Origin of the sequence: Nocardia sp. NPDC060249 (assembly GCF_042728755.1) — a bacterium.
Taxonomy (GTDB): Bacteria; Actinomycetota; Actinomycetes; order Mycobacteriales; family Mycobacteriaceae; genus Nocardia.
Genome location: NZ_JBHXAQ010000002.1, coordinates 1,235,248 through 1,255,467 on the forward strand (window position 1 = coordinate 1,235,248; position 20,220 = coordinate 1,255,467).

The window sequence follows — 20,220 nt, forward strand, 5'->3', positions numbered from 1 at the left end:
GCGGTGAGGACCCGGAACGCAGCGGACGCGGCGTCCTTCAACGCCGTCCGAGAGACCGAAACAGGTTCAACGATGCCCGATGCGACCAAATTCTCATACCTACCGTTGCCCAGATTCAGACCCATGGCTCCATCGAGTGAACGGACTCGATTTACGACCGACGAGGGCTCGAATCCAGCGTCGGCGGCCCGCTGGCGCAGCGGTGCCTCGAGTGCGGCGCGCACCATCGCAGCACCAGATGCTTCGTCACCGGTGAGATTCAGGTCGTCCAGTACTCGCGCCGATTTCAGTAGTGCGACACCGTCACCGGCAACGACGCCTTCCGCGGCAGCAGCTCTCGTGTATCGGATCGCGTCCTCGATGCTGCGCTTACGCTCCCCGATCTGGATCTTTGTCGGGGCACCGGCTCGGATGACCGCCACACCATGTTGCAACCCGACCAAACGCCCTGCCAATGCCTCCTGAGCGCGGTCGTCACCGGAGGAGGCGATCTCCGCCCGGATCTGCTCGATGCGACGTGCAAGGTAGTCTTGCCCGCCCCCTCCTCCGACGATGATGGTTTCGTTCTCGCTGACGATGACCTTGTGTGCGTGACCGAGCCACGTCAGGTCAGCGCCCTCGACGGAGCGGCCCCCACCACCGAGAACCTCACCGCCGGTCACGGCGACCAGATCGCCCCACATCGCCTCACGCAACATCCCGTATCGAGGCTGTAGAGGATCTCGTTGCTCCACCGGCAGGCGTGGTTCAGCGCTGACGGCGACTGAATCGAATCTGCCACCGAGCTTGTTCGCGACCAAGGCCGACAGGGCTTCACCCTCGACGTCCTCGGCGATGATCAGCAGCGGCTTGCCGGCCTGGATGACCTTCTCCAGCAGCGGCAGCAGGTCCTTCACGGTCGAGATCTTCGACGACACCAGCAGGATGTACGGATCCTCGAGGACCGCTTCCTGACGCTCGGGGTCGGTCACGAAGTAACCGGAGATGTAGCCCTTGTCGAAGCGCATGCTCTCGGTGAGCTCCAGCTGGAGCCCGAAGGTGTTGCTCTCCTCGACGGTGATGACACCTTCCTTGCCGACCTTGTCCATCGCCTCGGCGATGAGCTGGCCGATGGCCGGGTCGCCCGCGGAGATACCAGCGGTAGCAGCGATCTGCTCCTTGGTGTCGATCTCCTTGGCGGTATCGAGCAGCTTGGCGGTGACGGCCTCGACGGCCTTCTCGATGCCACGCTTCAGGCCGAGCGGGTTCGCATCGGCCGCAACGTTGCGCACTTCACGCACGAGCGCCTCGGCGAGCACGGTAGCGGTGGCCGTACCGTCGCTGGTAGTCGCAGGGGCACCCGGAGTCTTTCCGGGGCCGCTCTGGCCCTCGTCATCAAAGAAACTCGACCCAGACATATGATCCTCGGCTTCAGCGCACGCACCAGCCCTCGGGTGTCTAGGATACCTCCATTTTCAACGCGTTGAACAGCAGTTTCACAACCGAGAGCGCCTCGCTATAGGTTCGTTCCCTGCGGCGGACGCGGCGTCTGATCACCGGTACAGCGTGTCACTCGCCGAGGTCTCATTGCGATCATCCAGCAGCGCCACACAGCCGAGCGCCGACAACTCGGCCCTCACGATTCGTGCTGGCCCCCAGCACGCTGCGTATTTGTCGAACGACAATACGAAATGCGAATAGGAGAAGCTGGCTACTTGATCCACTGAAGGATGTAGCCGCCGCCCACACCACTGCGAGAGTTCGGAGGACCAACGAATGAGATGATCCCTCACTCGGTCCGACCCTCGATTGTCTCCGGCGCCGCCATCCGAGAACTGGTGTCGCCAAAGGCGGACCGGCAAGGCGGCGGTCCCGGATGCCGGATCTTGGCCCATACGCAAACAGCAGGAACGTGAGCACCCGGCCGCAGTGGTGCCAAGCATCGAACGTCACGCTGGGCGTGGCGGCTCCAGTCGCCGTTGCGTACGGGGCGACCCCAGGAGCCGAGGTCGCTGCGACAATGGCGCCGGTTGCGGCAGCAGTGCCTCCGTCCACCGAGCGCCATCCCACCAACGATGACTGGCGGTTGGGTCTCGAGGGTCGGGATACCAGCCAGGAACGCGACGCGTCACTACTGACAGTTCGGCACCGCCCCCCGGAGTCTGGAGCGAGCTTGATCGCGGTCGATGTCGGCGACGGGAGCCACGATCGCCTTGAGTGGCTCCGCTGCTGCGCTACCAGATCTCGATCAAGGCGAACACGGGCGCCGGGAACGACTTTGCCTTCAGGGTTCAGGCCGATCCTGGACTAAATCCGGTGTTCTGGCAATCGACTCAGTCGCGCGAATGGAGTTCAGGGGCGACCAAATCTGAACGGGTTCGAGCGACCTTCCGAATCGCGTGCTGTGCGTCCGGACCCGGCTTGTCGATTTCCCGCTGACCATGGTCAGCGGCCTCGCCACCCGACGCAAACAACGGCGCCCCAGACTCGTACGCTCCCGCCTCCTCGAATGTATGGCCGCTGATTCGGTCCTGGATCAGCGCCAGACGAAGAGCCAACAACTGCCGACCACCGTGGCAACCCACCCAACCCGCACACATGCGCCGACCCGTCGAGTCCGCATCGGTCTGATGGCATTGAAACAACTGGGGAGCCTGCACACTCATATCGCCGCATAGGCACGCAGCTTCTCGTACTCGGCGAAATCCCACACCCCACTAGGAGCATCACGCCGGTACGGACAACTCGCACACGGCCGAGGCGCAGGCGGCCCCACCTCGTCCGCGCCCGCCGCATCGTTCGGTTCCACAACGTCCCCTCACTTCGGCCGCCCAATCCATAGACTATCGGTGACACAGCATCACCGACCCAAAGATTCCCACCTGGATGAGCCTGTGCCGCGCGTACGAAGGGCTTAGCTTCCAGTCCAAGTGGTTTCTCCTGTCCAGTCGCAAGCAGCCAAGTACGCGAACCGCAAACTGGCGGGCCCGTCTGGACGACAGTAAGACCCCCTTATCGGCGGCCATGCCACTGCAACCCGGATCTACTGCCACCCTGAGCGCTGGTGAGGCGACGTGGTCTTCCCCGTGCGCCCAGGCGCGCCGCGATCGCGGGGCATGATCCATCCTGGGCGCTTCAGCATCTCGAATACCGGAGCCGGGTGCCGCCGCAGCCAGGCATGGGAATTGGGCCTCGCGCGCAGTGCAAATGGCAAGTGACACAAAGCCTTCGATTTGGCTCATGTTCAATTGACGACCAGCGCCGTTTATTGCGCGAGTTGGTGTGCGTAGTGGTCCAGTCCCCTCCGGACACGCAAAGGAGGCCCCGGTCATCTGATCGGGGCCTCCTTTGTTGCAAACCGTACAAGCGGTGAGGTCGCGCTGGTCCCGCTTTTACGAGACACCCAACCGTTGTCTCAGCCGTACCAGGCATTGTCTGCGATCTCGGTGAACTCCCGATTCCATGGAACCCCTCGTGCCTGACACAACCGACACCGAACCCGCGCTGGCTACCACGGCTCGGTGCCTGGCGGCTGTGAGGTGATCGGCTGCCCGTCGACAACAACCGGACAGCCTGGGCAGCAGCCGACGCCTCGTCACCGAACTCGCGACGAAGCCGCACCCCGACAACGGAGTCGATCCGTACCGCGACCACAGGTTCGGACTGCTGGCGATCAGGATCGTTGCAGTACAGCGTGTCTCGGTCGAAACAGCCCCGAATCCGGCAGAGAGTTGACCTAACAGACTGACATGATTTGAACCTGCCACCACTTGACCCCCAGAACGGGCAATCTGCCGTATCCGCACGTCACGCACGGTTGCCCACGTGACTTACAAAGCGGTGGTGGGCGCTACGGGACTGACGTGTGGTCCCAGCGTGGTCCCAAGCTCCAGGGGGCGGTTACGCAACGTCGCGTAGCCGCGCAAGCCATGCCCGCAGTTCGGCCCAAAATTACCCGCTACATGCTATTTCACTCACTCTGAGTGGCGGGTTTTTACCCGGCAACCGCCAAACTGCCGTCTTGAGTAGCGAGACACCTCGCACCTTCCAGCCCGCAACTTATTTCGGCGTACAGGTGACGTTCGGGAGTGGTTCCGTTGTGGTCTCAAACGAGACCTTCTGAGCGTCCGTCGGCCGGAACATGCCTGGCATCCACGGAATTCCGTGCGGGTAGTCGACGCCGACGGGAGTCGGTGGGGAAGAGGCGACACGGACCCAGTGTTGCCCGGTGTCATCGGTAAATGCGAGAAACGAGCTCTGTGCCCATGTGGAGTATCCGGAGGCAAGCAGTGGTCGATCGACCACCAGGATTGCAGTGATTGAGTGACAGCCCGGCAGGGTCTGGTATTTCACCTGGGGCTCGCCCTTGACTCCGTATCCCAGGACGGCAGACACGCCGCTGATTGGGTATGGATTGAAGTTCGAGATGACCACGGTAAAGGTCGTCTCTCCCGCTCGCAGTGGATCGGTTGTGATGACGACATTCTCGGCGCGGCGGAGCCTTTCGGTCGTCTGCTGACGGGTATCGATGTCCTTCACGTGCTGACTAGCCTCGCGCGCGATCTCATTCGCTGCCATGCCGTTTCGATTGGCCGCCTCGGCTAGCTCTGTAGATCGATAACTACTGGTACCACCCCAGATCCCTACGATGATGCCGACAACTCCCACTGCGATCGTCGCTATTCGCTCCCACTTCTGAGCTTGAGTCGACGCAACAGGCGCAGGCGGGCTTGAGTCAGGAGCAGGAGACGCAGCCTGAGTCGACGCAGCAGGCGCAGGCGGGCTTGTGTCGGGGGCAGGAGACGTAGCTTCGTTCGTGGATGGCGGCTCGGACATAGAACCTCTCGGACACCTACAGCACGGTCAATTCGCGGAGAGTCATACCAAGAACAAGCGAGAGCGGTGCCTGGACCGAAGATCGTCCTGGATCAGGCCCCGTTTGGGCGTACTCGATTATCTGCCACCACTGCGTTTCTGGGGCAAGTTCGACAGTATTTGCGCTGGCAGTACCGCTGGTGCGCGGCTAGCGCCCTACCCACACACTGTGCAGGCGGGCAACATTACGCCCGGCACGATGACGGCCGCGCAGCACACCAACACGCGTCCGCCCTTCGACAACCTGGAGACCGCTGTCCAGCGGGTTCAGCAACGCGCGCTCGATCAGGATCGGAGGTTGCAGCCATGTTCCGTCCATCTCCCACGCTTTCGAGACCTCAGGTCGGCGACCTTGAACCCAATGGTCATGGGACTTCGCGTATATCTCCAACACATCGGCTTCGCTCGGACCCGTTGGTACACGCACCAGCTCTGCTAGCGGACGCCACTCCAGAGTCCAATGCACCGCCTCCAATGCCAGGCTTCCGTAGTCGTCGAGGAACTCCGGGTGGTTGCCGTGCTCCCATAACCATTGGTCCACGACATCCCTCGGCCATTGCAGTTGGGCAACTCGGGGGTCGGCCAGGAACTCCTCCAGTGTTGCAACTAGGTCGTTACCCGAGCGTGGAATCTTCAACAAGTCGTAAAGCTTCATGCCAATACATCTACTCGAGGACCGTGCAATCTCCTGTCAACACGCCCGTGAGCAGCGATAACCGCCCGTCAGCCGATCTGCTCCTGCCCGCCATTTTGGGCGGCCTGTCCCCGCGGCGAGCGGATTTCCTTTCCGCGGCCTCGGCCGCGATCTCCCGATCCTGAGCGCTGCTCGGCCTGGGTGGTGTCTGTCCCTCCCGGTGTGGCCTGATGGCGACTCGATTACGACGGCGGCGCGCGTCAAGGGTGGCGCAGCCATCGCGTAGCGACGCCGCAGGCGCCCTTGATGCTCGTTGTCGTCGCGATAGCCATCAAGCAAGCCGCGCCGCGAGAGACAGACACCACGCCCCGCGAAGGACCGCGCGACCTCCACGTCCGAACCTCAGGCGTGAACTCACCGACTTCGATCTGGGACCTTCTCGGGTATAGGTGTCCGGTTCCTCCGGCCGAAGCTCAGGTTGTCCGGTCCGGATTCGCATCGTCACCTGTGTACATTCGTATCCTGGCGGGCGACTGTTCCTGTGCCGACGCGCCGTTGTCTCTAGCGTCTGTGGTTGTCATCGCAGGTCAAGACCGAACTCACTATCCCCGCTCTGTACCTGCGATGTCGTCCATTGGTACGTAAAAGAAGGCAGGCCATGCTAATTGACGCTGCTGAAGGCAGGGGCACCGTTCGGTCGTGCGTGATCGATCGAGAATCAGCTCGCTGCAGAGGTTGTTCTGGAGAGAAAATTTACATCCGGAAAGAGGGGTACGCGGCACCGCATCGTTGCGGTCATGGCGCGACGTGTTACGGGAAGGGTGATTGCCATGCTCAGCACGACGCGTAAGGCTTTGCTGGTCACGATCTCGATACTGATCGGGATCATCGTCGGACTTCTCAGTGGCTTGCTCACCCACGCCGATGGCGAGCAGCTCACCGCCGCGATCCGCGACGGCTGTGTCGGATTCGCTGGGACTGTCACGCTCGTCGTCGTGCTGTTGGTGCATCTCGGCGCTCTATAGGCCCGCGATGCCGACACATGAGGGACGTGTGTCGGCATCGTGGCCAGTCGGCACTGTTCGCCGCAGATCGCCGTGGATCATGGGGACTCGTGTGGCTCGTTGCGGGCCAACGGTGAGCGATCGTGTTCTGCGTGACAGCCGGCGAGACCTCGCAACGCATTCTCCTGTTCGACGCGATTATTGATGCGGTGGGCGAGTTCGAAAGCTTGCTGATAAGCCTGCGCCGATTCGGTGATCTTGCCAGACCGAGCCAACAACTCACCGATCCGGTTCAATGCTTCAGCTTCCCCGGATCGGTGTCCGGTGCTGCGGAATGTCGCAACGGCACGCTTCAACAGCGAATATGCATCGCGGTGATCGTCTGATAGCGATCGGATCCATCCGAGGTTGCTGAGTGCTTCGGCTTCGCCGATACGGTTGCCGATACCGCGGTGGATCTGCACGGCCAGCTCGATGAATTCGTTGGCGGTCTCGACATCCCCGTCGCAGGCGCGGATTCGCCCGAGGTTGTTGAGTGCACTCGCTTCGCCAGGTTTGTTGTCGAGGCTGCGGTAGATGGTCAGTGCCCGTTGAGCGGAGGCTTCGGCGGCCGGATAGTCACCAGCGACCAGGTGCAGCCAACTGAAGTTGCTGAGCATCGTCGCTTCGCCGACGATGTTGCCCAACTCGCGATAGATCCTCAGCGCGGCCAAGCCGGCTTGTTCTGCTATTGCATAGTCGCCGTTCAAATATCTCAGCCATGCGGTGGTGCTGGCGGTGAACGCCTGGCTGGTCAGCTTTCCGAGGTCGCGATAGATGTCGTGGCATTGTTGCAGTAGGTCGAAAGCTGTTGTGTAGTCGCCGATCAGGTGCTGAATCCATCCCAGTGAGCTCAGCGCGGCAGCGACACCGGCACGGTTGCCGAGGTCGTGATGCAGAGTCAATGCCTGTTCCACGACGGTGATCGCGGCAGCGTAGTCGCCGGTGAGGTGGATCACCCAGCCCAAGGTGTTGCACACTGTCGCCTCGGCCTTGAGGGACCCGACGCTACGGCACAGAGGCTGAGCCTGTCGCAGTGCCGTGATCGCGCCGGCGAAGTCACCGGCGACGTAGTAGGCGCGGGCCAAAGCCTGAAGCGCCGCGACGAGGGTTCGATCGTCAGCCGTAGCGGACATCAGGAGTTCGTGCAGTGCTTCAGCGGCGGTGGCGTAGTCATCGGCGAGAATTCCGGCCACGCCGTGGTCCTTGACGGCGAAGGTCTCGACCGCACGGTCACCGATGGTGTCGCTAGCGACCGCTGCTCGCCGTTGTATGGCCACGGCTTGTTGCCAGTTGCCATGTAGGTGCACTTCGCCGGTAAGGGCGTTAGTCAAGTCGATCACTCGCAGGAGTTGGCCGTGCGATGCCGCAGTCAACAAGCAAGCCAACAGATTCGGGCGCTCGGTTCGCATCCAGGCCGAGGCTTCGAGATAGGTAGCGATCTTCGGGGCCGCTACACGCGATGGACCATCGTCGGGTTTAGATTGGTCAGCGTGGCTGATGGCTGCCAACGCGGTGTGCTGGTAGTAGTCGGCGAGTCGGCCGAACGCGTCCATCTGATCCTCGACAGAATCCTCCGCGGCGAGAGTGCGCGCATATTCGCCGAGAAGGTCGTGGAATCTGTAGCGGCCTGGTGCGGTTTCGGTGATTAGATGATCGGTGTAAAGGGCGTCGAGCTCGCGTCGAGCTACGGTTCTAACGCGGTCCTATTGTCGCAGAGGGCGAGGCCGCATGGAGCGGCCGACGACCCGCGACCTCACGCGGGACCGCCAAACCGGCGAGCGCGGCACTCACAGCCACTCCAACAGGCAGCTACCTGCCAGCGGAGAGCGATCGGAGAACGATCGAAGTCTTCGACGGCAGCGCGGCCTCGTCGCTGATGCGCTCGCTTGCGGCTTCAGAAGGTTCTCTCGGTAGCTTTGCCGCCGTCACCGATCTACTGGCGGGCCAGCGCCAAAGCATCGCACCTGATGCGCTGATCGGCCCGATAGAAGCCCACCGAGACGCCGTCGCATCCTTGTTCCGGGCTGCGACCGACGACCGCATCAAGCTGCGCGCCGGGGCACTACTGGGCGGGACATCCGTTGTGGCAAGCCGGGTGTGGAGCGCCATCGGTGACCGACCGATGGCCCTCACACATTGCGCGTTCGCCCGAAAACTCGCCGACCAACTCCAGGACAAGACGATGGGCGGGATCGCGCGCATCTTCGAAAGCAACCTTCGCTCGGATGCGGCAACGTTGATCAGTTCCGATGGCGACGTCGTCATCGGACTCCGGATCCTCAAGGAGGCCGCTGGCGTCTCCGATTACCTGCAGCCTGCCGCGCGAGCCAGAATCGGCGCCGAACAAGCACAAGCCTACGCAGTGCTCGACCTGCGGAACGAATGCGAAGAAGCACTGACTCGCGCACAACGCGCCGCCGAGGATATCGACGAGAACGACCGCTCACCTTCGCGGTGTCGCACCGTTGGCGCGAAGACACCACCGGCGTCGAGGGGTCGGCGCGGCGAGAATCGATGCCGCTGGCCGTTCTCGCCGCGGACCTCCGGCAGCGGTGCTGGGTGGTGTATGTGCCTTCCCGCCTCAACGACGAGGCGGGGCTCTTCCACCGCGTCGCCGAGATCGCCCACGTCTTCAGCTTCGCCGAGAACAGCCGCGCCACAACGACGGAGCCCTCGGCGGCGGTCCTTGCCGATGTTGTGGACCGGCTGCCGGAGTTCTCGGCCACGGTGGGCAGCCACGAATGCTGGTATTTCACCATCGACGCCGGGGTGGAGTACGAGCACAAGTTCACCCTCGACCCCGACACCGACATCTACGCACTCACCCGGGGTATCGCCGCCGAGATCGAGCGCGGCGAGCCTGACTACCTGCGGCTCGAGTTCGCCAACGCCTGCGAGATGTGGCATTTCCACAGCTACATGTTCGAGGTCACCGGACCGACCTCGGCCGACTGCGGATACGCCTCGTTCATCCCACGCCGGGCGGGCGGTCACGTCATCAAACGCAAACGGTTCACCCAGGACGGATTCGCCCGCTACGAAACCAAAACCACTGTCTCCGAGGCCCTCACCGACATCGCGCAGATGCAGTCCTACCTACACCAGCGACTCGGCCTGGAAGTCAGCTACCTCGGGGATTTCACCCGTACCCGGTTCGACAACAACGTCGAAAGCGTCAACACCGGACACATCTACTCGATCATGGCCGACCGCTGCGTATTCCCCGAGCATCCCGGCACGGTGCTCCAGCAGCTCGAGATCGAATACCTCCGATCCCGTGGTACCGAACGCGAGTGCCGTAGCGAGATGATCGAAGAACTCAACTCGCTTCGGGGTTGGACGACCCGGCACCTCGCAGACCTAGCTATCCCGGCAAAAACGAACTACCTCTCCAAGTACACATTCCTGCGCCGACTAACCCAGCAACCGACAGTCGAGTGACCGCAGAGCACGTCGACGGAGCGGGAGGTCTCTTGAAACTCGATGGAACCGTTTCATGTTCTGCAACGTCTAACCAGGCATGACACAGACTCATAGCAGTCCAGCCGGTACCGCAGTACGAACCGAAGCTGGACTCGGAACCGACCGGCGATCCCACCGCGATATGTGAGCAGCATCTAGACCATGTCCTGTAATTGACTGCGGCAGTTGACTGCTACGTCTGGGTGGTGGTTGGTCGGGTGAGGTGGCGGACCGGGCGTGGGCTCGGATCGGGCCGTTGTTGCCGGTGTCGGGTCGTAAGTGCCGGCACTCTCGATCGGGCGGTTGGCCACCGACGAGAGTGAAGTAACCCATGGTCTTGGTACACAAATGGTCTCCCACATCCTCGCGGTGGCTGTCGGCCTGAATGAAACCGCCGCATTCCGGACAGTTCTGGTCAAGCTCGGAACGTGGATGCGTACCACTGGTGGCACCGCTTCGGATTCGAGCCTCTCGATCCCAATGACTCCACGAGTCTCGATCCCTATCTCTTGACCAAGGACATTAAGGCCACCCTCAAGTACCTGCACGGTTATGCATATCCGCGCGGTCAGCGTGCCCTACACCGATCGCACCTGCCAAAGGCCACCGGGGGTCGAAATCCTCCCAATGCCAATCGCTGACACAGCGTAGACACCGCACCAGAACCGTCGGAGTGAGCGGCGATCTCGGCACGCTGAACTTGTCGGTAGGGAGTGCGATCATCTACCCACGGGATCCGATGTGCAGCCAAAGTTGATGACTGCCCGACCTTCGAAGGGGACTGCGATGGCGCTTATTACCAACATCGAGCCGGGGGTCGGAGAGTCTCCGAGACCGCACCGCGTCAGAGACCACCAGATCTGCACCTACCACGTGATCGAGGCCGACGACGGAACGCCTTTATTGCATTTGAGCCTCCGGGAAGGTCGCCACGGCCAGCTCAAGTCCAGCGCCTCGATGCAGTTCGACCGTGCGTCAGCTCGGCAGTTGATCGAGATCCTCGGCGCCGCTGACGTACTCAGTCAGCTGACACTGAACTGGCAGCGCGTCGACGCCGACCGGTTCGAGCAGTTGATCGCCCGGCTGTTGGAAGTGTCGGAAGCCTACACGAAGATCAACCGTCTGATGAACGTTAACGCACCCGACTGTGGCCGCGACATCGAGGCCTTCTTACAGGTCAGCGATGGTCTTGGAGCGGAAACACTTGAGCGTCTGATCGTCCAAGCCAAGCACTGGCCCGGACGAGGTGTCAGCACATCCGACATCAGCGACCTGGTGTACGCAAAAATGCCGCTGTGGGAGGGTGAGCCGGTGCGTCGGCTGACTATCGCTACATCCGGCTCATTCACCCGCGACGCTGTTCAGTGGGTTGAGAACCACAACCGCGCCGGCGACCGCCCCTTGATCACACTGTGGTCATCAAGTGAACTCGAACGGATGCTGCGACGCTGGCCGACGCTGGCTGCCGAATTCGACCTGATCAGTCCAAAGTCGGATCTATCCAAATAAGTCGGGTCCGGTTGGGCCGAATATACCAGGTCAGAACCGGTTTGAAACCGGTTCTGACCTGGATGTCTATTTGGAGCTAAGAGCTCCTAACAGGTTCTGGTAGGTAGCGACGAGTTCTATTGTAGTGCAAGATGTTTCGTCGTGGCAGCGCCGTGGATCGTGGACAACCAGCTGTGGGCAGTGATCGAACCGCTACTACCGGTCAAGCCGCCGGGAACACCGGGACCAGCAAGGATGAACGATCGGCTCGTCCTGCAAGGGATCTTGTTCGTGCTGATCACCGGCATCGGGTGGGAAGACCTGCCACAGGAGCTGGGGTTCGGGTCTGGGATGACCTGCTGGCGTCGGCTACGTGACTGGCAGACCGTCGGGGTGTTCGAGGCCATGCACACCACGATGCTCGCCCACTGCCACCGCGCGGGACTGATCGATTTCGGCCGCGTCATCCCCGACGGCTCACACGTGCGGGCGAAAAAAGGGGCACCGACACAGGTCCAAGCCCGGTCGACCGCCGCAAAACCGGAGCGAAACACCACATCCTGACCTGCGGCAATGGGCTCCCGCTCGCGGTCGTTCAGTCAGCGGCCAACGTGCACGACCATCTCGTGCTGCCCGAACTGCTCGATCGTGTGCGGCCGCTACGAGGACGTCTCGGGCGACCACGCGAGAAGATCACGACCCTGATCGCGGACAAGGGCTACGACTATCCGCGGGTCTACGACGAACTCGAACGTCGGCGGATCACCGGCTACATCCCACGCCGAGGCACCCGCGACAAAGTGACCGCCGGCCGCTGGATCATCGAGCAAACACTGGCCTTGCTGCACCAATACCGGCGCTTGGCCGTCCGTTGGGAACGTCGCACCGACATCCATCAAGGATTTCTCGACCTCGCCGCTGCGCTGATCTGCTGGCGACGACTCAGCAATCGAATCTGATCGGAGCTCTAAGCCCTTCACGATTGCTCAGGCGACGACCAGAAAAAGGCGTTGTCAAGTCGGGTCATCGTAGGTGAAATACAAAAGAGCTCGGGCTATACAAAAAATTCGAGCTACGTTCACGATTAAACAGCGGAGGAGCGGAAGAAGAATCTATGGCAAGCACTCCGCGATGTGCTAGCAAAGCCAAGAAACGGCCAGCGACCACAGCGGAAACACGTTGCACAAATTCTGCACCCATGCACCGATGTCTTCCTGTGCCGAAGGCAAGGGAATGATAAGTCCGCCGCCACGGATCAAATGCTTCCGGATTAGCATATACACTCCCATCCCAACCCGCGGATAGCGTTGATGTAAGTACAGCGTCGCCACGTTTGATCGAAACGGCACCTATATCAACCTTCGATACGGCGACTCTCGGCATATTGATAGGTCCATTATTGTAAAATCTAAGCACCTCCGCAATGACCCCTCGAAGCAGCGAAATATCTGGTGTCGCAGGGAGGGCAATTGTCCCGTCGGGCGCGATAATAGACATGCATAAGACAGATCGCGCCATCGCAAAGGCCAGAATGGGAACCATTGGCTCCACAACATTGAAGAGAAGCATCGCCGCCGTGCCAACGCGTTCGTCTTCGCGTACTGCCGCTGATTTCTTTCCTTGACGGGACAGTGTTGAAAACAATCCGTGCTGCGGTACGTTCATCAAAAGAGTCTCTGCCAGCCTTACGATATTTTCAGTTGCTAACCGCACAGCTTTGGGGTCGCCGACCAGACTTGTTTGCTCGGCGATCAAAGCCCTGACAGTCTGTGCCTCAGCAACGGATAACCCGAGCATTTCACTCACGAGTCGCAGCACAAGCGGCTTCGCGATGGCATCGGTGGCGTCAAATGCTGAGCTCTCAGAGATGTCTCTGAACAGTCGCTCTGTTATCACCCCGGCACGGAATTCCCAATGCCTCAGCGCAGACTCCGTAAACAGCGGCGAAATCGCGCCACGAAGTTGCTGATGACGTCGTCCTTCCATGTTAAAAACGCAGCCGGGCACCGACGTAATGTCATCGCCGAATAGACGTGGTGCGCCACCATACGCAATCGCACGCGATAGTGCCGGATCCAAAAGACACCTACGAACGTTGTGATACCCGGTAATTAACCAGGCGCACTCGCTACTAGGCATTTCTACCTTAACAATAGAACCTGATTCGAGTATGTGTAGCAACTTAGACGGGATCGGACGATCTCCAGATACTGGAAAATCTTGCGGGAATCTGAGCATATATCCTACCTTCGAGTATCTGCCACACCGAGTCGGCAACCAGCGCTTCGCCCAAGTAGTTAGTTTCGATATGAATCAGTACTGATCGTCGTTATCTTGCAACTCAAGGTTGCAATGTCTAGCAGCGCGTATGACATGCGCTAGTGAATCGCCAGCCGCACGTCGCAGCAAACTGTCGGCACTACGCTAATGCCATCGCTCCTTCCGACCATTGCACACTGACCTCCGACTATATACATGACCTCGCAAGGCTTAACCTTGCAGCCCGGCGATCGACCGATATATGATTTTGCGGACAGTTTCGCCAGCCGCAGCCTGGTTACCTAAGTAAGACTGCATGACGAGGCACCCGCTAACCATCAGTCTATAATGTCTCGTCGCTTCATTTCTGGAATTACTTTACGCGCCATTATCGATCCGACACGGATGCCATCCTGCTCGAAGGCGGAGTCTATCCACAAAAATTCTTTTATCTCATTGGCAGGCATAGGATCGCCTTCTATGATTGCAAGATATGCGTGGATCACCAACGGTACGCCCTCGAAGACGGCAATATCTTTGTACGTTCCTATGTATTCCTCGCGCAGAAGTCTCACGTTCAATTCTTCGGCCAACTCTCGAGTCAAACACTCGAGTTGCGATTCGCCAAGCTCCATTCTTCCCCCTGGCATGATGCACTCAAGCTGCTCTTCGTTCTTCTTTCGCACAACCATAATTTTGCGATCGTGGATGATGACGGCACCAACTTTTTGCATCGCATTTGTATTTCTATCGAAAGTCTGGTCCTGAGGACGCATCTTGTAGCCTTTCTGTCTGTCTAATTATTGCCGAATCGCAAATTTGAACTGTCAATAGAGTTCCGCTAGTGCCAATCACGCCACCCAAACGACGTCAGTTATAGGGTCTATCGCTGAGCTCATACCCAGTGGAGAGCGGATCTCCCAACTGTAAACACCTGGTTTTTCGAGAGTCATTGCCGCGATCGAATTTGTGTGTCGATGAGAACGGAACGGTACAACGTCACCTACCCGTCGCCCAGTAGAGTCGAAAAGTGAAAAAAGCAACGGCGGTAGTGGCGAGCCGGACGTCGATCTGACGGCAGCTTTAAGTATGCCGCCGGCCAAGACAACTTCATCGATCGAATCAATAGTAAACTCCGAAAATCCGACATCCATCGGTTCACGCGGACGTGAGGAAATTATTCCACAAATCTGACGCTGAACTCGCCTGGATTCATGCAAGGTAGCGTGTCGACCATTTACAAACGTTGCTGCGGAGTCGTCAAACCATTCTGGCGGCGATGCAGAGATTCTGGAGACCGTGCCGTCCCCATCGGAATAGGGGTCAGTGGTCTCATGGCTGGCAAGGTTCTTGCCATCCCATCGGAACATATGTTCTGTCCTGCTTCGATTGCCTAGTATTGCACTGTATCGCGGGCCTGATCCTTCATTTTCTTTAGCACGAATATGTAGTTCTCGATGGAATCTATCTCCATGATCAAGAAGGTCGAGAACGCGCTGATCAAACGAAGCAAGGTTCGCCCTCCGCGGTGACGCAGATAAGTCGTCCACTATACATGGATAGACCGGAAGCAGTTCGGCCACAGATGGAAATGAAAGCAAAAGCTCTCGCAAGCCCAAACTGACAGGCCCAATTTTGACGGTGCCGTCCATGATCGAAGCTAGAGCTTTGGCTGCACCGAGGTAGGGTGTACCGATCGTTATAATTCTGGTTGTGACGCGTGCATCGTCGAGACATTCGGCAAAATATCGAGCCACGAGACCGCCCATGGAATGAGCGACAAAGACTATCCTATTTCCTGAACCGATACCATTGGATTGAAATATTTCGCCATACAACCATTTTCGCAGCAGGCGTGCAGTAATCCGATTTGATTGTCGCCAGTCGTACGGAAAGGTGAATACCCTTCCGGGTGCGACCGATTCAAGAGCGCTAAGAATAGTCCTGTAACCTGCGGTTCGCCAGAATCCAGGCAGAAGTGCGGGAGTCGGAAGTATACGATCGGCTGCGATCTGACTTCCCGATGAAGTTGCCTCACTATCGAATGCATCTATTGGAAGAGTTAGGTTGTTCAGCAAGCGTGTACGGACGCTGCCGGGTCTCCCCAGCAAAGCATGATATCCCCACACTTCGGTGCTGTCCTTTTTTAGGACACTGCCGAGAACTCCAGGTATGAAAACGACGAAATCTTGCACCTTGTTTGTCCAAACTTCGTAGTGGTACCTCGGTGAGGTCATTTCGCATAGTATGGCACCCGTGCACACCCTCCGCCCCCCAGATGTGGGATCGATCCTCGCTATCGGGGTTGACTATGCAGGAACCTCTCATCCTCCGCTGCCGGAGACTATTAGCGGTGCCGAGAGGTTGGCTGGACTGTTCAGCCAGCTGGGGTTCCCGGCGTGTCATGTCCCTGAACAGATAGAGCAAGCCGACTCGATAGAGATACTACAAGTTATCACCAACTGGGCGACAAGCAGCGCGCAGTCTATGCCTTCGGCCAAACTAGTCCTGTATATAGGCGCTCATGGTAGGCTGCATATGGGCCGTTACTTTCTTTTAGCTCGGAACAGCCCAGCGAAGCCACCGTATACGGCACTAAATGCTATAAGTACGATCGACATCGTTGAATGTATCGTTAACAGTGGAGTCACCCAGGCGTTGGTGATGATCGATGGCTGTCGGTCGGGGTCTGGCGCATTAGAAATGGAACAGGTTCTTGGACGCCACACATACTCCGTAGCTAGCACTCCTTCGCGGATCGCTGTCATCGCGTCAGCGTTACATCATGAACTCTCCTATTCGGGGTTATTTGTAGAGGCAGTAGTTGAAGCCATCGTCAATGGATCAGTGGGGCAAGCGCATTGGCGGAATATAGATCCTTTCATAACTGCTGGAGAGTTGTGTGATGAACTGGTCGATCGATTGGGGAGCCACCAATACGCTACAGTCGCCGGGCGCGATTCGATCCGGATCATACCGAATCCGCTTTTCGTGCCGCCTGCCCCGGATCGACCAGCAGAGTTTGGCAATCTATTATCTCACCTGCGAGCGAATGAACGTGAACACTTCCTACTTAAGGCATCCGGTGCGGATGTGATCGATATTGGATGGTACTTTTCTGGTCGGCGCTCGGTGACGTCTCGTATTCTTGAATGGGCAGATAACGCCGACCGCGGAGTTTTCGTACTGACGGGGCCGCCAGGATCGGGAAAATCGGCTATACTCGGGCGACTCGCCGTACTCGCAGATCTCAATAGTCAAGGCGCGTGTGAGGCGCTAGGGTTAACTACAGGGGATCCTGGCATGCGTCCACGAGTTGGGTTATTCGATGCTGTCATTCATCTGAAGAACCGAAGCCTCAACGATTCTGTGCGAGAAGTCGCACACGCGTTGAATATTCCGACTTCGACCTTGGAACCTGCTGCGTCACTTGTTATAGAATGCCTGCTGGCACAATCTGCAAAACCTCGCCTCATTCTGTTCGATGCACTTGACGAGGCTTTGCACGGATATGTTGCTGCAATTGCGTCCGAATTAGTAGTCGGTCTGGCTAGGGTGCCAGGAGTTCGCGTCATTGTGGGAACACGTGAGGTGACAACAAGTACGCCGGTTGGTGACGGGCCGAGTAGTATCATTGGATTGATACTTGACGCCGACGGTGACTCTGTGGCCTTCAATTTGAGGGATGATGCGGACGCAGATTCAAGTATTTCAGCCTACGTGGAAAAGCGGCTCACGCAGAATTGGGCTGATCTAGAGGCGACTCGGGTTGCTGGTACAGGCGTAGCTGCCATCGCAGCAGGCGTATTTCTTATTGCCCGGTTTGCTGTGCGGGCTTTGGAAGGACGTAATAGTAATTGTGTCTACGATCCTTCGTGGGTTTCTGTGGTCCTTGGTGATGTCGCATCGAATGGTTTGCAGGCTGCAGTAGATCGGGATCTCGCGAGGTTTGATGATTACGAAAGGGCGCGAGATATGCTGAGCGCTCTAGGATATTCATATGGAAAAGGGCTGCCGCGCCGTGAGATATGGCCCGCGGTAGCGAGCGAAATTTCACCCACTGGCCGTACGTACACCGAAGCCGATGCATTAGCTTTGGTCAATGAAGGTGCCTGGTACCTTATTGAATCATTGGAAGGTGATCAGGTTGTCTATCGAATCTTCCATGAGGCAATCAGCGATCTCCTGTCGGCAGCTCTGGCGAGTGACCCCGAGGAGGCTGCAGAGATTTCTCATAGAGTAACTCAATGTATGATAGAGATCGGAAAAAGTGAAGAATGGGCAGATGCCAATCCATATATCCGGCATTATCTGAGTGCGCATGCTGGCGCAAGCAATGATCTTTCCGATCTAGTAAATGATCCTGGTTTCATGGTAGTAGCTGATCCCGAAGTTTTGATCGAGTCTGTTTGGTCGTGTCGTACGCTACCTATCATCGGACTGCTCAGCCTTTACATTCAAATCGGAGAATCTTTGCGTGGCAGAACACCAGCAGAGCGCAGAGCGATGCTGGCTCTACAGTTCGCGATAAATAGAATCGATTGCCCGTACCGCAGTGAAGATGACAGTCTCTGGTGGCCCAATTGGGCGGCAATTAGGCCGCCAGCGTTTCACAGGAAAATGCTTGGACACCGCGGTCCAGTTTTTACGGTATCAGGAGGCAAGTTATTAGATAGGCCGTTGCTGATCTCCGGAGCGCAGGACGGATCTGCACTAATCTGGGATCTGAGCGTCGGTAGCAGTATTGGCCGTCTGAGTCCAAGTTCGACGTGGATTAGATCGGTTGGGCTGTCTACAGAAAACAATGGATGTTTCTTTTCTGCCGAGGGGAGGATATTGAAACTGTGGTCCTCAGATTCGTTTACGTTGATCGATAGTTTTGATGCTGGCGTCGGTGAGATACTCGATTTCTGTTCGTTGCCTGGCCGTGCAAATGCTCTTGCAATCGCCGGCGATACCGGAAGTGTTCGAATCTGGATCGTCAATGAAAATCGATGCTCAGGCGAGTTGATGCATGGAGATTGGGTTCGTGCCGTGGCGTCCGCGATCGTCGCCGATGAAACTCTCCTTGCATGCGGAGGGGACGAAAATTCTATTTCGCTCTGGTCATACTCCAATGGAAACTGGGGTAAATGCGGGCATCTATATGGACATGAAGACTCTGTTACCGACCTTACTTTTATAGCGGGTAGTCACGGTGAGAACCTACTTGTGTCGAGCAGCATGGACCAAACGATCCGAGTCTGGGATCCTGTCGCTATGGAGTTGATGAAGACCTTGGATGGTCACACCGACTGGGTGTCCGGGGTCGCGCGGGTTTCTGATCAAGGAAAGGTTCGCATCGCTTCATCTAGCAACGACGGCACGGTGCGGGTTTGGGATCCTTTCAGTGGCGAGTGCTTGCGCATCTGCGAGGGTCATTCTGGTGTTGTGTGGTCGGTGACCGAGCTGCCAGCGAACCAACAGCGAATGCTGTTTGCAAGTGCGGGGCAGGATCGAACTGTTAGGATTTGGTCTGAAACCGGAGGCGAGATTGAAACACCTCCTTTGACGAATATAGTTGCGAACACTACCGCGATCTCTGCGAGTTTAAGCTGCGGGTCTGAGTTCGTTGTGTCAGGTGATTCTGCTGGCTTTTTGCAAATTTGGGATAGTTCAAATGGAAGACCGCGTATAAAATGGCGTGCGCATCATGGAGAAGTTACCGATATTGCCATTACCTCAATTGGTGATCTGAATGTCTGGTCGATCGCTAGTGTCGGTCACGATGGTCGTGTTTGTTTATGGTCGACCTCTGGCCAGAAGGTTATTGAGTATTCTAGTTCGAAGTCTCTGCAAACGGTAGATATTCATGTATCACTTGGTCGGCAGTTTGTTTGCGTCGGAGGAGAAGATCGTGTGGTTTCGATATGGGATCTGGCCAGCGGAACAGTAGTTTCGACGCTCGCGGGACATTCCGAGTGGATCCGTGATAATAGATTCGTAACAGTTGGAGAAGTGGAGTATGTGGTTACTGCTAGTACAGATGGCAGCTTGAGATTGTGGGAGTGGCAAACCGGGCGGTGTTGTGCAATCATGAGTGGCCATCGAGAGTGGGTTCGAGCGGTCTTGCCCACGGTAATCGATGGTGAGCAATTGATAGTTTCGGGAGGTGATGATGGAATTGTCCGCCTGTGGCAATTTGACGGTTCTCTGGTGCTCCAGGAATCGGTCACTGATGGCGCTATAACCAGTATTTCGGCCAGCTTGTTCAGAGGTCGACGAGTGGTGTTAATCGTAGCGGCGTCGGAAGAAGCGATTGTGTGGCGACCTGATTCGGGTGTGCTTGTGCGTATTCCCATCGACGGCGTAAATGCGGTAGCTTGCACAGGAGAGTCGATGTTCTTTGCAACTAATCGGGGAGTTCTGAGTTTGAAGAATGCGATGTAGGCAGTTCACCTTGGCGGTTTGAATCTCATACTTTGTGATCGGTTCGTC

The 20,220-nt window shown here is 58.0% G+C and carries 12 protein-coding genes and 2 pseudogenes; 5 read left to right on the top strand and 9 right to left on the bottom strand.

Annotated elements, in window-relative coordinates; all coding sequences use genetic code 11:
• Positions 1-2: 2 nt before the first annotated feature.
• The 5 genes and pseudogenes from groEL to ACFWFP_RS13140 form a co-directional block, all read right to left on the bottom strand.
• Positions 3-1,319: pseudogene (groEL, locus tag ACFWFP_RS13120) on the bottom strand (chaperonin GroEL); the annotation flags it as partial.
• A 609-nt stretch (positions 1,320-1,928) separates the two neighbouring features.
• Complete coding sequence (locus tag ACFWFP_RS13125) at positions 1,929-2,111, bottom strand: DUF2510 domain-containing protein (protein WP_379294957.1); 183 nt, start codon at positions 2,109-2,111, stop codon at positions 1,929-1,931.
• A gap of 201 nt (positions 2,112-2,312) precedes the next feature.
• A pseudogene (locus ACFWFP_RS13130) lies at positions 2,313-2,788 on the bottom strand (DUF6283 family protein).
• A 1,250-nt stretch (positions 2,789-4,038) separates the two neighbouring features.
• Positions 4,039-4,557 (bottom strand): hypothetical protein, encoded by a 519-nt coding sequence (locus ACFWFP_RS13135; RefSeq protein ID WP_379294958.1) that lies wholly within the window; start codon positions 4,555-4,557, stop codon positions 4,039-4,041.
• A gap of 445 nt (positions 4,558-5,002) precedes the next feature.
• Positions 5,003-5,509, bottom strand: coding sequence for a hypothetical protein (locus ACFWFP_RS13140; RefSeq protein ID WP_379294959.1), 507 nt, complete (start codon positions 5,507-5,509; stop codon positions 5,003-5,005).
• Positions 5,510-6,318: 809 nt separating this feature from the next.
• On the opposite strand from ACFWFP_RS13140, the gene ACFWFP_RS13145 reads away from it, so the two are divergent.
• Complete coding sequence (locus tag ACFWFP_RS13145; protein ID WP_379294960.1) at positions 6,319-6,513, top strand: hypothetical protein; 195 nt, start codon at positions 6,319-6,321, stop codon at positions 6,511-6,513.
• 77 nt (positions 6,514-6,590) lie between these two features.
• Here ACFWFP_RS13145 and ACFWFP_RS13150 read toward each other — a convergent pair whose 3' ends face one another.
• Positions 6,591-8,087 carry a tetratricopeptide repeat protein gene (locus ACFWFP_RS13150; protein ID WP_379294961.1) on the bottom strand — a complete coding sequence of 499 codons (1,497 nt, stop codon included), beginning with the start codon at positions 8,085-8,087 and terminating at the stop codon, positions 6,591-6,593.
• A gap of 901 nt (positions 8,088-8,988) precedes the next feature.
• On the opposite strand from ACFWFP_RS13150, the gene ACFWFP_RS13155 reads away from it, so the two are divergent.
• The 3 genes from ACFWFP_RS13155 (at position 8,989) to ACFWFP_RS13165 (ending at position 12,443) form a co-directional block, all read left to right on the top strand.
• The gene (locus ACFWFP_RS13155) at positions 8,989-9,975 is read left to right on the top strand and encodes a hypothetical protein (protein ID WP_379294962.1); all 987 of its coding nucleotides are present in this window, start codon (positions 8,989-8,991) and stop codon (positions 9,973-9,975) included.
• 807 nt (positions 9,976-10,782) lie between these two features.
• A complete protein-coding gene (locus tag ACFWFP_RS13160; RefSeq protein WP_379294963.1) occupies positions 10,783-11,505 on the top strand; it encodes a restriction endonuclease in 723 nt (240 codons plus the stop codon).
• A 141-nt stretch (positions 11,506-11,646) separates the two neighbouring features.
• Positions 11,647-12,443 (top strand): IS5 family transposase gene (locus ACFWFP_RS13165; protein ID WP_379294964.1). Its coding sequence is split into 2 segments (ribosomal slippage): positions 11,647-11,992 and positions 11,992-12,443, totalling 798 coding nucleotides; the frame shifts between segments, so codons are not numbered across the junction.
• A 64-nt stretch (positions 12,444-12,507) separates the two neighbouring features.
• Here ACFWFP_RS13165 and ACFWFP_RS13170 read toward each other — a convergent pair.
• The 3 genes from ACFWFP_RS13170 to ACFWFP_RS13180 all read right to left on the bottom strand — a co-directional run bounded on the left by ACFWFP_RS13170 (position 12,508) and on the right by ACFWFP_RS13180 (position 15,980).
• Positions 12,508-13,722, bottom strand: a complete 1,215-nt coding sequence (locus tag ACFWFP_RS13170; RefSeq protein WP_379294965.1) for a cytochrome P450 — start codon at positions 13,720-13,722, stop codon at positions 12,508-12,510.
• A gap of 359 nt (positions 13,723-14,081) precedes the next feature.
• Positions 14,082-14,519 (bottom strand): NUDIX domain-containing protein, encoded by a 438-nt coding sequence (locus tag ACFWFP_RS13175; RefSeq protein ID WP_379294966.1) that lies wholly within the window; start codon positions 14,517-14,519, stop codon positions 14,082-14,084.
• Between the two features lie 75 nt (positions 14,520-14,594).
• Complete coding sequence (locus tag ACFWFP_RS13180; RefSeq protein WP_379294967.1) at positions 14,595-15,980, bottom strand: esterase/lipase family protein; 1,386 nt, start codon at positions 15,978-15,980, stop codon at positions 14,595-14,597.
• Between the two features lie 19 nt (positions 15,981-15,999).
• Here ACFWFP_RS13180 and ACFWFP_RS13185 point away from each other — a divergent pair, with 19 nt between their 5' ends.
• Positions 16,000-20,172 carry a hypothetical protein gene (locus tag ACFWFP_RS13185; RefSeq protein WP_379294968.1) on the top strand — a complete coding sequence of 1,391 codons (4,173 nt, stop codon included), beginning with the start codon at positions 16,000-16,002 and terminating at the stop codon, positions 20,170-20,172.
• The last annotated feature ends 48 nt before the right edge of the window (positions 20,173-20,220 follow it).

Excerpts from the sequence above, each read along its gene's own strand:
- ACFWFP_RS13150 (WP_379294961.1), bottom strand. The coding sequence starts at position 8,087 with ATGGACGCGTTCGGCCGACTCGCCGACTACTACCAGCACACCGCGTTG.
- ACFWFP_RS13140 (WP_379294959.1), bottom strand. The coding sequence starts at position 5,509 with ATGAAGCTTTACGACTTGTTGAAGATTCCACGCTCGGGTAACGACCTA.
- ACFWFP_RS13175 (WP_379294966.1), bottom strand. The coding sequence starts at position 14,519 with ATGCGTCCTCAGGACCAGACTTTCGATAGAAATACAAATGCGATGCAA.
- ACFWFP_RS13160 (WP_379294963.1), top strand. The coding sequence starts at position 10,783 with ATGGCGCTTATTACCAACATCGAGCCGGGGGTCGGAGAGTCTCCGAGA.
- ACFWFP_RS13180 (WP_379294967.1), bottom strand. The coding sequence starts at position 15,980 with ATGACCTCACCGAGGTACCACTACGAAGTTTGGACAAACAAGGTGCAA.
- ACFWFP_RS13135 (WP_379294958.1), bottom strand. The coding sequence starts at position 4,557 with ATGGCAGCGAATGAGATCGCGCGCGAGGCTAGTCAGCACGTGAAGGAC.
- ACFWFP_RS13170 (WP_379294965.1), bottom strand. The coding sequence starts at position 13,722 with ATGCTCAGATTCCCGCAAGATTTTCCAGTATCTGGAGATCGTCCGATC.
- ACFWFP_RS13145 (WP_379294960.1), top strand. The coding sequence starts at position 6,319 with ATGCTCAGCACGACGCGTAAGGCTTTGCTGGTCACGATCTCGATACTG.